Below are 13119 nucleotides of genomic sequence, written 5' to 3' on the forward strand. Positions count from 1 at the left end.
TTGTGTGCTCCGAAAATCTTGTCTCTTTCCAATCGCAAAAAAGGGCTGCGCGCTGACGCGGCAGGAGTCCCGATGACCCTTCGACTCTCGTCCCTTCGGGCCATGTTCATTCATCGACGTAAGGGCCGTCTGACGGCTGCGGCTGCACTGGCTTTGGCGCTAACCGGCGCGGGGCTGGGCAACGCGCTTGCCGCGCCGGATTCGACCGCGAGCGCGCCCGATGCCGCTTCGGTGTCGTATGCGGCGGGCAGTCAATACACGGTGAAGCCCGGACAGTCGCTGAATGACGTGGCGATCGCCGTCACGCAGTCACACGACAAGGCGACGCTCGCGCGGGCGTCGCACGCATTGTTCGACGCGAACCCGAATGCGTTCATGAGCCACGATCCGAGCCGGATGCGGGTCGGGGCGGCGTTGACGGTGCCGGCGCTGGATGCAACGGGTGCGTTGGCGGCTTCGGCTTCGTCGGCGGCCTCGGCTTCTGGGGCGGCTACGGCGACGACTGGCGCGACGCAGGCCAATGCGGCGGCGAGCAGCGCGGCAAGCGCTGTAACGCCCGCAACGGTTTCAGGGACGGCAAGCGCGACCACTGAGGCAAGCTCCCCGGCGCAGGCGGGTGCAGCTGCGAGCGGTGCGATTTCGTCGGCGCCAGCAGCAGGGTCGCAGCCGGCCGCTGTGTCTGCTAGCGACACACGCGCGTGGTCCGGGTCGGTTCAACCGTCAGCGAGCGAACCCGTTGCCGCGGCACAACCGCCGGCTACTGCTGCCGCGCCGGTGTCGGCTGCTCCATTGCCGGCATCGCAGCCGAAAGTCTCCAGTTTGCAGCAGTTGCTCGCGCTGAAAAACCGGGTGCTCATGGAGTTGCAGAAACACGGCATCGGCGGCGCTCCGGCGGCGGGTGGGGCGGTGGCGACTAGCGGCGTGGCGTCGGCGGCTGGCGCGTCCGCGGCAACCCCGGTTGTGCCTGGTCATGGTGCCGCGATGGCTCCCACGTCGAATATTGGCGGGGTGTCGCAACAGAATCTGAGCATTGCGGCAGCGATCGGCGCTGCGCTGGTCGTGCTGCTGACGGCATTGCGTATCCGTCGGCGTAAGCGCGAAAACGTCGCGGCGGCGCAAGCGGCGGCGGCAGATCGCGAAGCGGCGGCGCGAGAGGGCGAATCGCCGGCCATCGTTGCGACTCCCGACGAGACGTCGGTGTCCGACGCATCTGACGACAAGGACGCGGCCGTCATCTCGGCAGCAGCGCTGGCTGCCGCTGAACGCGAGGCGGCTGAGGGCGAGGCTGCGCAACGGGAAACAGCGGAGCGTGAGGCTGCGGAGCGCGAGGCGGAAGCCCGTCACGCGGCCTCGCAGGCGGCGGCCGCGCGCGCGGCAGCAGAACAGGCCGCAGCAGAACACGCCGCAGCCGAGCGTGCCACGGCAGAACGCGTGGCGGCAGAACAAGCCGCAGCCGATCACGCACGCGCTCAGCAAGCAGAACACGAAGCAAAACAAGTAGCAGAGCACGAAGCCACAAATCACCCGTCACAAGCTGATGCGCTCTCGCAAGAGGCCAACCTGGCCGCGTCCAGCAATGTCTGGGAGGAGTCGCGTGCTACGACGCCCGCATCGGCCGAACCGGTTTCCGGGCTAAACCCGACTACCCCGCCGCCGGTCGACCTCGATTTCAGCCCGGAACCTCTACCTGAGCATCACCACGACCATATCGATGGGGCGACCACCGCAGCGAGCCTCGCTGCCGCGGCAGAACTCGGCGCCGAAGCTTTGCCGCTGACCGCACTCGAACCAATCGATGAACCCATCCAGCAAGAGGAACTCGCTCGCCGCTTGCAATGGAATGACGAGCCGGCGCCGGGGGCGTCGACCGAACAACAAGAACTATCGGCAGAGCCGCAAAACAATCAGAACGTACCACCACCTGTGATCGATTTTCCGCAACAACACGCCGAGCCGCATGCAATCGTGCCGCCCGGTCAGCCGTTCAATGACGCAAATCACGCCGACGCCGACGAAGCGAACGACGTGCCGGTGCCTTCGGCTCCCGTCATGTCGATACCGCCGGTGCCGACCGAATTCCCGGCCGATGCCATCGATGCCTTCAGCAGCCTCGACATGCCGCTGCCGCCGCGTATCGAATCGAAGGCGGACGACATCCGCGCACCCGTCTCGCTGACGACCCAGCCGGTTGTGTCGCCGGAAACGACCGCCCAACAGGCATTCGCGCCGCGCGAGGACGACGCCCCCCATATCGCCGATGAAATCGCCGCCGGTACCGCAGGCCCGGCTGCTGTCGCGGGCCTCGGTGCAGCCGGTTTCGGCGCGCTGAAGCTCGACTTCGATCTGGAGTTGCCGCCGAGCCCGGCGCAGCCCTGGCCGGCATTCACCCCGACCGATCTGATCCGTATCGCCCGCAACAAGCTCGATCTGGCCTCCGAGTACATCGAACTCGGCGACCTGTCCGGCGCGCGCACGCTTATCAACGAAGTGATCGAGGCGAACGATCCGGCCACTCGCACCGAGGCTCGCGCGTTGCTCTCGACTCTCGCCCCGTTGTCGTGAAGCGGGTTGCATTAGGCGTCCAGTACGACGGCGCGGCATTCGGCGGCTGGCAGATGCAGCCGCACGGCAATACCGTGCAGAACGTGCTCGAACACGCGTTGGCCGAGTTCGCGCGGACGCCCGTGCGCACGGTGGTGGCGGGTCGCACGGATGCGGGCGTGCATGGAATCGGGCAGGTCGTGCATTTCGACACCGAACTCGACCGCGCCGACAGTTCGTGGGTTCGCGGCACGAATGCGTTCCTGCCGAAAACGATCGCCGTGCAATGGGCCAAGCCCATGCCGGATGAATTTCACGCGCGCTTTTCGGCGTTCGAGCGAACCTATTACTACGTGCTCTACGTCAACCCCGTGCGCTCGCCGATGCTGGCGACGCGGGCCGGCTGGGTGCACACCCCGCTCGATGTCGACGCGATGCGTGCGGGCGCGGCGTATCTGATCGGCGAGCACGATTTTTCGTCGTTCCGTTCGTCGCAATGTCAGTCGAAAACGCCGATCAAACATCTGTATCAGATCGACGTCAGGCAGCAGGGCGATTTCATCCACTTCCGCTTCAGGGCGAATGCTTTTTTGCATCATATGGTGCGTAACCTGATGGGCTGCCTTGTCAGTATCGGACGAGGCAATTACCCGCCCGAATGGATGGCCGAGGTGCTCGCGGCTCGTAGCCGTGATTGCGCCGCGCCGACGTTTATGCCGGATGGGTTGTATCTGGCGCAGGTGGGCTATCCTGAGCAATTCGCCGTGCCCGCGCCGCAGACTGGCAGCGTGCCATGGAGCACTGTATGGACCGAGCAGGCGCAAACATGAAAGCAACCGAAAATCTGGTGAATTCCGCCGATGCCGCCGCGCCGCAGCAGCGCGCGCCGCATCGCACGCGAATCAAATTGTGCGGGCTGTCGAAGCCGGAAGATGTCGCACACGCGATCGATCTTGGCGCCGACGCGATCGGCCTCGTGTTCTATCCGCCGAGCCCGCGCTCGGTGAGTGTCGCGCAGGCGGTCGAACTGGTGCACGATGTGCCGCCGTTCGTGTCGGTGGTCGGCCTGTTCGTCAACGCGACGCCGGAGTGGATCAGCGAGGTGGTCAGCAATGTCGGGCTCACGTTGTTGCAGTTCCACGGCGACGAGACGCCGGAGCAGTGCGAAGCGCTCGCCAGCGTTGCGGGTTTGCCTTGGTTGCGTGCGTTGCGGGTTGCGGCGGATACTCAGTCGGCTGATTTGGTAAAATCAGCTTCCAACTATTCAGCAGCCAGCGGCCTCCTGTTCGACACCCATGTCGAAGGCTATGGCGGCGGCGGGAAGGTTTTCGATTGGTCACTTATTCCAGCAGAGCTCGCGCGTCGGGCCGTTTTGAGTGGTGGGTTGAACGCGCAAAACGTCAGTGATGCGATCCATCGCGTGCGCCCGTACGCGGTCGATGTCTCGAGCGGCATCGAAGTAGAGGGCGCCAAGGGCGTGAAAGATCACGCCCGGATGGCAGCGTTTGTACGCGCAGTGCGCGCGGCAGACGCCGAATGATTCAGGCGGCCGGTTTTCCTCCTGCGAAAACCTGGCGCCACACTGATAAGAGTGATCACCATGTATAACTTGCCTGACGAAAGAGGCCATTTCGGCCAATATGGCGGCGTGTTCGTCGCTGAAACGCTTGTGCACGCACTTACCGAGCTGCGTGAAGCGTACGAGAAATTCCAGAAAGATCCTGAGTTCGTCGCGGAATACGAGCGCGAGTTGAAGCATTTCGTCGGCCGTCCGTCGCCGATTTATCACGCGAAGCGCTGGAGCGAAATGGTCGGCGGCGCGCAGATTTTTCTGAAGCGCGAAGACCTGAACCACACCGGCGCCCACAAGATCAACAACGTGATCGGCCAGGCATTGCTGGCGAAGCGCATGGGCAAGCCGCGCGTGATCGCGGAAACGGGCGCGGGTCAGCATGGTGTGGCGACGGCTACCATTGCCGCGCGTTTCGGCATGGAATGCGTGGTCTACATGGGTGCGGAAGATGTGCGCCGTCAGGCCGCCAACGTGTACCGGATGAAGCTGCTCGGCGCCACTGTCGTGCCGGTCGAATCGGGCTCGCGTACGCTGAAAGACGCGCTGAACGAAGCCATGCGCGACTGGGTGACGAACGTCGAAAGCACGTTCTACATCATCGGCACGGTGGCTGGTCCGCATCCTTATCCGATGATGGTGCGCGACTTCCAGCGCGTGATCGGTGACGAATGCAAGGTGCAGATGCCGGAAATGGTGGGTCGTCAGCCAGACGCCGTGATCGCGTGCGTTGGCGGCGGTTCGAACGCAATGGGCATCTTTTACCCGTACATTGACGACAGTTCGGTGAGGTTGATCGGCGTCGAGCCAGCTGGCGACGGCATTGAAACCGGCCGTCACGCGGCGTCGCTTCTTGGCGGCACACCTGGCGTGCTGCACGGTAACCGCACCTATCTCCTTCAGGACGAAAACGGTCAAATCATGGAGACGCACTCGGTGTCCGCTGGTCTCGACTACCCGGGCGTGGGTCCCGAGCATGCGTGGCTAAAAGACAGCAAACGCGCTGAATACGTCAGCATCACCGACGAAGAAGCGCTTAAAGCGTTTCACGACTGCTGTCGCATCGAAGGCATTATTCCGGCGCTCGAGTCCAGCCACGCGCTGGCGTACGCCGCGAAGCTCGCGCCGACGCTGCCGAAGGACAAGGTCCTTCTGGTCAATTTGTCGGGCCGTGGCGACAAGGACATGCATACGGTCGCCGAGCGATCGGGCATTCAGTTCTGAGCGCCGCGACGATGCGTGACGAGTTCGACGAGCCGCAGCAGGCGATTGAAACGACGAGTCCGGCCACCGGTGTAGCGGTGGCCGAGGCGCCCGCGCCTTTGCTGGCGCAGGTGCCTGCCGGCATTCAGCTGTTGAACCGCGATTTTCTGACCGATGTGGCGAACATTCCGGACGGGTCGATCGATCTGATCGTCTGCGACCCGCCTTACGGATTGGGCAAGGACTACGGCAACGACTCCGACATGCGCACCGGCGAGGATTTTCTCGCATGGACGCGTGCCTGGCTCGAGCTGGCGGTTCCGAAGCTCAAGCCGTCCGGCTCGCTCTACATTTTCTGCACCTGGCAGTATTCGCCGGAAATCTTCAGTTTCCTGAAGACCAAACTCGTGATGGTCAACGAGATCATCTGGGACCGGCGCGTGCCGAGCATGGGCGGAACGGTGCGCCGATTTACTTCGGTGCACGACAACATCGGCTTTTTCGCGGTATCGAAGGATTATTTCTTCGATCTCGACCCCGTCCGCATCCCGTACGATGCAGTCACGAAGAAGGCGCGTTCGCGTAAGTTGTTTGAGGGAAGCAAGTGGTTGGAGCTTGGCTATAATCCAAAGGACCTCTGGTCGATATCGCGGCTGCATCGGCAACACGCCGAGCGCGTCGCGCATCCGACCCAGAAGCCGCTGGAAATCGTCGAGCGAATGGTGTTGTCCAGTTGTCCGAAGGGCGGGCGCGTGCTCGACCCGTTCATGGGCAGCGGCACTACCGCCGTCGCTTGCGTCCGTCATCAGCGCGAATTCGTCGGCTATGAGATCAATGAAAGTTACTGCGCGATAGCGCGCGAGCGCGTCAGCGCCGCCGCTGCTCCTCCCGTGGCTCGCCGTGCCAAAGGCAAGGCGGCCCGGCAAGCCGAAGTCCAGTGAGCGAAGCGCTGCTTAAGTCAGCGCGCGCAAGTCACGCGCAGTAGCCAAAATTCGAGAAAATTCCATGTCCCGTATCAAGAACACGTTTGCCGCGTTGTCCGCTGAAGGTAAGAAAGGCCTGATTCCGTTCATGACGGCCGGCGACCCTGACCCAGCTCGCACGGTCGAATTCATGCACGCGCTCGCCGCTGGCGGCGCGGATGTGATCGAGCTCGGTGTGCCGTTTTCCGACCCGATGGCCGATGGTCCGGTGATCCAGCAGTCGTCCGAACGCGCTTTGGCGCATGGCGTGTCGTTGCGTCACGTACTCGCCGACGTCAAGCGATTCCGTGAAACAAACGACAAGACTCCAGTCGTGCTGATGGGTTATGCCAATCCCATCGAGCGGATGGGCGCCGAAGCCTTCGCGAAAGCCGCGCAGGATGCTGGCGTCGATGGCGTGCTGGTTGTCGATTACCCGCCGGAAGAATGTACTAACTTCGCTGATCAGATGCGATCTGCGGGGATTGATCCGATCTTCCTGCTTGCGCCGACCTCGACGGACGAGCGTATTGCCGAAGTTGGTAAAATCGCCAGCGGCTATGTCTACTATGTGTCGCTGAAAGGCGTGACCGGATCGGCAAATCTGGACGTTTCCAGCATCGCGAGTAAAATCCCGGCCATCAAGTCGCGCGTACCCCTGCCGGTGGGCGTCGGTTTTGGCATTCGTGACGCGCAAACGGCGCGTTCGGTGGCCGAAGTGTCCGATGCCGTCGTGATCGGCAGCCGTATCGTCCAATTGCTCGAACAGGCGGCTCCCGAAACCGCCGCCGAAACGCTCACGCGTTTCATCGCTGAAGTGCGCGAGGCGCTCGATAGCGTCGCGACTGCCCGATAACAGTTATTTTGTCGCTGTAGTGTGTGCGGCGGGTTTATCCCGCCGTTTGCACGACTGTTGACCCCAGAAGGATTCAATATGAGCTGGCTCGATAAGCTGCTGCCGCCAAAAATCAAACAAACCGACCCGAAGAACCGCAAGGGGATTCCGGAAGGCTTGTGGATCAAGTGTCCGTCATGCGAAGCCGTGCTGTATCGCAACGACGTCGAGGCGAACTTGCATGTTTGCCCGAAGTGCGACCATCACATGCGGATTGGTGCGCGCGAGCGGCTCGACGGCCTGCTCGATCCGGAAGGGCGCTACGAAATCGGCCAGGAAATCGTTCCGGTCGATGCGCTGAAGTTCAAGGACAGCCGTAAGTACCCGGATCGTCTGAAAGAAGCAATGGACGACACCGACGAAACCGACGCGATGGTCGTGATGGGCGGTGCGATCCACACGATTCCAGTGGTGGTGGCGTGCTTCGAGTTCTCGTTCATGGGCGGCTCGATGGGCTCGGTAGTCGGCGAGCGCTTTGCGCGCGGCGCACAGAACGCGCTCGAACAGAAAGTGCCGTTTATCTGCTTCACCGCTTCGGGCGGCGCGCGGATGCAGGAAAGCCTGCTCTCGCTGATGCAGATGGCGAAGACCACGGCCATGCTGACGAAGCTCGCCGAAGCCAAGCTGCCGTTCATCTCCGTGTTGACCGATCCGACGATGGGCGGTGTGTCCGCGAGTTTCGCGTTCCTCGGCGACGTGGTGATTGCCGAGCCGAAGGCGCTGATCGGTTTCGCCGGCCCGCGCGTGATCGAGCAGACTGTGCGCGAAAAGCTGCCGGAAGGCTTCCAGCGCGCCGAGTTCCTGCTGACGAAGGGTGCGGTCGATATGATCGTCGACCGTCGCAAGCTGCGGGAAGAGATTGCCCAATTGATGGCGTTGTTGAGCCATCAACCGGCCGACGCGGTCGCTTAAACATTCGATCGCACGGAAATTGACAGTGGTCCGCTGCTGAAGCGCGGCCCTCTCAGGCAGGAAAAGTAGTTAAAAATAGCGCGCCGCGTGAGTGATCAAGCGGCGCGCTGTCATTTCCGGGATAATCACGGTCTCGCAACGCGGCGGAGTTGTCCCAGTAGCTTGAGCGTGGCTTTGTGCGCATAAAGTCTGCGTCAGGCGTCGCTCCAGGGTCAAAGCCGGACCGCCCCGCGCGCATCCGTACCAACGCCTAACCGATTTACTCGCGATTCACTCGATGACCACATTCCCCTCCCTCGACGCGTGGCTCACGCACCTTGAATCCGCGCATCCTGTCGGCATCGACATGGGTTTGGGACGCATTAGCCAGGTACGCGACGCGATGCAACTGTCGTTCGCGTGCCCGGTCATCACGGTCGGCGGGACGAACGGCAAGGGCTCGACGTGCGCGATCCTCGAATCCATTCTGCTGCGCGCCGGTTTCACGGTAGGTTGCCACACGTCGCCGCATCTGCTGACGTTTAACGAGCGGGCGAGGGTGAACGGCACCATGGCGACCGACGCCGAACTGCTGCTGCACTTCGAAGCGGTCGAAACTGCGCGCCTCAGCGTCGCCGAGCCGGTTTCGCTGACTTATTTCGAATTCACAACCTTGGCGATCATGAGCCTGTTCGCATCGCGCGGACTGGACGCAGTGATTTTCGAGGTGGGCCTAGGCGGCCGGCTCGACGCGGTGAATATCCTCGATACGGATTGCGCGATCATCACGAGCATCGATATCGATCACACGGAATATCTCGGTGATACGCGCGAGAAAATCGCGTTCGAAAAAGCAGGCATTTTCCGTCCGGGCAAGCCGGCGATCTGCGCCGATCCGGTACCACCGCAATCGTTGATCGACCATGCGGAGAAAATTGGCGCCGAATTGTGGTTATTTGGCCGCGATTTCCGCTACGAAGGCCAGGCGGGCAGCGAGCGCCAGCAATGGAGTTACGTCGGCCCGACCATGCGTCGCTCGGCACTCGCCTACCCGGCATTGCGCGGCGCGAATCAGTTGATCAATACGTCGGCGGCATTGGCGGGGCTCGAGGCATTGCGCGACCGTTTGCCCGTGTCGGCGCAGGATATCCGCCTCGGTCTCGCCAACGTGGAATTGCCCGGACGTTTCCAGGTGCTGCCCGGCAAACCGGCGATCGTGCTGGACGTCGGCCACAACCCGCACGCCGCCGCGGTGTTGTCGCAAAACCTCGGCAACATGGGTTTTTTCCCGTACACCTACGCAGTATTCGGCGCGATGCGCGATAAGGACATCGCCGGCGTGCTGACGCATCTGAAGGGCGAAATCGACCATTGGTGCGTGGCCGACCTGCCTACTCCGCGAGCGGCATCGGCAGAAGAACTTGCTGCGGCGTTGCGCGAGCAGGGTATCGAAGACGGCGCCGACAGCAGCGTCACGCGCTACGCAACACCTGCAGAGGCTTTCCAAGACGCGCTAAAACGAGCGTCAGAGAATGATAGAATCGTGGTTTTCGGCAGCTTCTACACGGTAGCAGGCGTGATGGCCTACCGTAAATCGCAGCAACACTGAACGGGCGCCAGGCTCGAACCAAGCGATTCATGGGAATTTTCTCGTTCGGCAAGAAAGACGACGCACCTACCCGGCGCGGCGCAAACACCAGTTCCAATCGGGCTGCCCGTGGTGAGCGCGTGGAGCGGCGAACCCGCCGCACCGAGCGCCCCGTCGACGCAGACGCGATGCTGCTCGACCCCACGTTGCCGGAAAAGCAGCGTGCGCGGCGCCGGCTCGTTGGCGCGATCGCGCTGGTCGTGGCGGCCGTCATCATTCTGCCGATGGTGTTGGACTCGCATCCGAAGCCCGTCACAGACGACATCTCCATCGACATCCCCAGCCGCCCTGCGCCAAAAGTCTCACGCGCGGTCGAAGACACGCAGGCTGGCGTAGCGCCCGACAACCCAACGCCTGACGCAGGCCTCGCCGCGTCCGCGCTGGCGCCGGCAACGGCGGCGAACTCGGGCAAGAGCTCGACAAAGCAGGGCACGGACACCACGGCAGCGGCCTCGACGCCAGCAACGAAGCCAGCGGCGGCGAAACCGCAGGCACCGGCAACCGCAGTCAATGCCGCACCGGCTGCGCCTGTCGCGGCAGTCAAGCCGGCGGCCAGAACGCCGTCCACGCAATCGTCAGCGCGTAATACCGAAAGCGCAGCCACCGCCGGCGACGAGGACACCAACACAGCCGCCGCTAGCGCAATTGCGAACTCCGGCACGCCGGCATCGCCTCCTGGCAGCCGTTTCGCGGTTCAACTGGGTGCTTTTGCCGACGAATCCAATGCGCGTAACTGGGCAAGCAGGTTGAAAGCGGCGGGCGTGCCCGCATATACCGAACATCGAAAGCAGGCTGACGGCACAACGCTCACGTTGTTGCGCGCCGGCCCGTTTGCCGACCGTGCAGCGGCCACCGCCGCGATTCAGAAGGTTCGTGCGGCCGGCTTGACGTCGGGCTCGAACAGCGGCACGGCACAGTAAGCCAGCGATGTTCACTGCCTTCGACTACGCTGTAATGGCGGTGATCGGTTTGTCGGCGTTGCGCGGCACGTGGCGCGGGTTTTTGTCTGAGATATTTGGGCTGATCGGCTGGATAGCGGCGTTTTTCATTGCCTGCCGCTTTGTCGGTTACGTGGTGCCGCATATCCCGTCCACGTGGCCCGGCGGCGCGTTGACCCAGTGGCTGGTCGCTTTCGCGCTGGTGGTGATCGGTGTGGTGCTGGTAGTGGGCGTGCTGAATGCGCTGCTGAGCCGCATCGTGCAGGCAACCGGCTTGAGCGGCGTGGACCGCTCGCTCGGTTTGATGTTCGGCCTCGTACGCGGGGTGATTCTGGTGCTGATTCTGGTCGCCCTTGCTGGCTTGACCGAACTCCCGGAACAGGATTTCTGGCGCAACGCCCTGCTTCGGCCCTATGCGGTCGAGGGCGTGCACGTAATGAAACCGCTGCTTCCCGAGACGCTTGCTGCCTACGTCCGAGTGTGACGATCAGGTGAGCGGTCGGAGGAACATAGCAGGACTCCGGCGCAGCCGGCTGCCTTGATGCGACAACGCGCGTAACACCGCGCTTCGTCACATGACTTCGCGACCCTCATCGCAGGCACCGGACGCCATGACGAATTTCGTACCTTTGAAGGACATGCCATGTGCGGCATCGTAGGCGTAGTTTCCCACTCCCCGGTCAATCAGCTGATCTATGACAGCCTGCTGCTCCTGCAGCATCGCGGTCAGGATGCCGCCGGTATCGCGACAGCGGACGGCAGCAATTTCCACATGCATAAGGCGAACGGCATGGTGCGCGACGTGTTCCGCACGCGCAACATGCGCAGTTTGCCTGGCACGACCGGTATCGGCCAGGTCCGTTACCCGACTGCCGGTTCTGCATCGAGCGAAGAAGAGGCCCAGCCGTTCTACGTGAACGCGCCGTTCGGCATCATCCTCGCGCACAACGGCAATCTGACCAACTGGCAGCAGCTGAAAGATGAGATGTTCCGCATCGATCGCCGCCACATCAACACGAATTCCGACACCGAAGTCATGCTCAACGTGCTCGCGCACGAATTGCAGCTGTCCAGTTCGGGTCTGCAACTCGATCCGGCCGCGCTGTTCAAGGCGGTGTCGGGCGTGCATCGCCGGGTGCGGGGCTCGTACGCGATTGTTTCGCTGATCGCCGGTTACGGACTGCTCGGCTTCCGCGACCCGTTTGGTATCCGTCCGCTGTGCCTCGGCAAGCAGGAAACGGCTGAGGGCGTCGAATGGATTCTGGCGTCGGAATCGGTCGCGATCGAAGGTATCGGCTTCGAATTCGTGCGCGATATCGAGCCGGGCGAAGCGATTTTCATCGACATCGAAGGCAATCTGCACTCGCAGCAATGCGCGACGAACCCGAGCCTGAACCCGTGCATTTTCGAACTCGTGTATCTCGCGCGTCCGGACTCGGTGCTCGACGGCGTGCCGGTCTACAACGTGCGTCTGCGCATGGGCGACTACCTCGCCGAGAAGATCAAGCGCGAGCTGCCCGATGTCACAATCGACGTTGTGATGCCGATTCCCGATTCGTCCCGTCCGGCCGCGATGCAGGTCGCGAAGAAGCTGGGCGTCGAGTATCGCGAGGGTTTCTTCAAGAACCGTTACGTCGGCCGTACCTTCATCATGCCGGGACAGGCAGTGCGGAAGAAGTCGGTGCGTCAGAAGCTGAACGCAATGGGCATCGAGTTCAAGGGCAAGAACGTGCTGATCGTCGACGACTCGATCGTGCGCGGCACGACCTCGCATGAAATCGTGCAGATGGCGCGCGATGCAGGCGCGAACAAGGTGATTTTTGCGTCGGCGGCGCCGCCGGTGAAATTCCCGAACGTCTACGGTATCGACATGCCGACGCGCGGCGAACTCGTCGCCCACGGCCGCACGGACGAAGAAGTTGCGCGCATGATCGGCGCGGATCACCTCGTGTACCAGGACGTCGAAGCGCTGAAGCAGGCTGTGCGCGACACGAACCCGGCGCTGAAGGAATTCGAAGCGTCGTGTTTCGACGGCAACTACGTGACCGGCGATATTACGACCGAGTACCTCGACCGGATCGAAACCGCGCGTCTTGCACCTTCGTCGCAATCGGATCGCGACGCGGCGAGCGAAGCGATCGACGGTGGCGCCCCGGCGCGTTCGCAACTGCATCTGCAATTGTCGGTGGGCTAAACGCCCGTCACCGCTCGCGACGTGGCCCGCTGCACGCCACATCGCGAGCGTGTTAGCATGACGGCTTGCGTCGATTTGATCTCAGCTTGCGGACGCGGGGCAACCCGAAACAGCTAAAGCGAAAGGTGGAACAGCCGCAATCATCCGCCTCCGCTCCAGCTTTCCCGCACATGAAGCCCGCTTATGCCGACGCAAAAGCGGGCTTTTTTGTTGCTGCCGTTCGTGGTCGCGCCTGGTTTGCCGAGGCGCACCGGACGCAGCCATCGAACATTGGAAA

General features: G+C 62.7%; 11 protein-coding genes. All 11 read left to right on the plus strand.

Features of this window, described 5'->3' with window-relative positions; all coding sequences use genetic code 11:
* Positions 1 to 72 precede the first annotated feature (72 nt).
* The 11 genes from ABH945_RS21620 (at position 73) to purF (ending at position 12842) form a co-directional block, all read left to right on the plus strand.
* On the plus strand, positions 73 to 2562 hold the full coding sequence (locus ABH945_RS21620; protein WP_429251848.1) for a FimV/HubP family polar landmark protein: 2490 nt from the start codon (positions 73 to 75) through the stop codon (positions 2560 to 2562).
* The gene (gene truA / locus ABH945_RS21625) at positions 2559 to 3371 is read left to right on the plus strand and encodes a tRNA pseudouridine(38-40) synthase TruA (RefSeq protein WP_074766678.1); all 813 of its coding nucleotides are present in this window, start codon (positions 2559 to 2561) and stop codon (positions 3369 to 3371) included. The genes ABH945_RS21620 and truA overlap by 4 nt, the downstream gene beginning before the upstream one ends.
* Positions 3368 to 4081, plus strand: a complete 714-nt coding sequence (locus tag ABH945_RS21630) for a phosphoribosylanthranilate isomerase (RefSeq protein ID WP_429251849.1) — start codon at positions 3368 to 3370, stop codon at positions 4079 to 4081. Before truA ends, ABH945_RS21630 begins: the two co-directional genes overlap by 4 nt.
* 60 nt (positions 4082 to 4141) lie before the next feature.
* Positions 4142 to 5335: a tryptophan synthase subunit beta gene (trpB, locus tag ABH945_RS21635; protein WP_429251850.1), complete on the plus strand. Its 1194-nt coding sequence runs from the start codon at positions 4142 to 4144 to the stop codon at positions 5333 to 5335.
* A gap of 11 nt (positions 5336 to 5346) precedes the next feature.
* Positions 5347 to 6255, plus strand: coding sequence for a DNA-methyltransferase (locus tag ABH945_RS21640; RefSeq protein WP_429251851.1), 909 nt, complete (start codon positions 5347 to 5349; stop codon positions 6253 to 6255).
* Positions 6256 to 6319: 64 nt separating this feature from the next.
* Positions 6320 to 7132: a tryptophan synthase subunit alpha gene (trpA, locus tag ABH945_RS21645; RefSeq protein WP_429251852.1), complete on the plus strand. Its 813-nt coding sequence runs from the start codon at positions 6320 to 6322 to the stop codon at positions 7130 to 7132.
* Positions 7133 to 7210: 78 nt separating this feature from the next.
* Positions 7211 to 8083 carry an acetyl-CoA carboxylase, carboxyltransferase subunit beta gene (gene accD, locus ABH945_RS21650; RefSeq protein ID WP_074766688.1) on the plus strand — a complete coding sequence of 291 codons (873 nt, stop codon included), beginning with the start codon at positions 7211 to 7213 and terminating at the stop codon, positions 8081 to 8083.
* A 277-nt stretch (positions 8084 to 8360) separates the two neighbouring features.
* Positions 8361 to 9671 carry a bifunctional tetrahydrofolate synthase/dihydrofolate synthase gene (gene folC, locus ABH945_RS21655; RefSeq protein WP_429251853.1) on the plus strand — a complete coding sequence of 437 codons (1311 nt, stop codon included), beginning with the start codon at positions 8361 to 8363 and terminating at the stop codon, positions 9669 to 9671.
* Between the two features lie 29 nt (positions 9672 to 9700).
* A complete protein-coding gene (locus ABH945_RS21660; RefSeq protein ID WP_429251854.1) occupies positions 9701 to 10630 on the plus strand; it encodes an SPOR domain-containing protein in 930 nt (309 codons plus the stop codon).
* Between the two features lie 7 nt (positions 10631 to 10637).
* Positions 10638 to 11132, plus strand: coding sequence for a CvpA family protein (locus ABH945_RS21665; protein WP_074766695.1), 495 nt, complete (start codon positions 10638 to 10640; stop codon positions 11130 to 11132).
* Between the two features lie 159 nt (positions 11133 to 11291).
* Entirely contained in the window at positions 11292 to 12842 is a 1551-nt protein-coding gene (gene purF, locus ABH945_RS21670; RefSeq protein WP_074766697.1) for an amidophosphoribosyltransferase, read from the plus strand.
* Positions 12843 to 13119: the final 277 nt, after the last annotated feature.

It is taken from the genome of Paraburkholderia sp. GAS333 (assembly GCF_050435665.1).
GTDB classification, from domain to species: Bacteria; Pseudomonadota; Gammaproteobacteria; order Burkholderiales; family Burkholderiaceae; genus Paraburkholderia; species Paraburkholderia fungorum_A.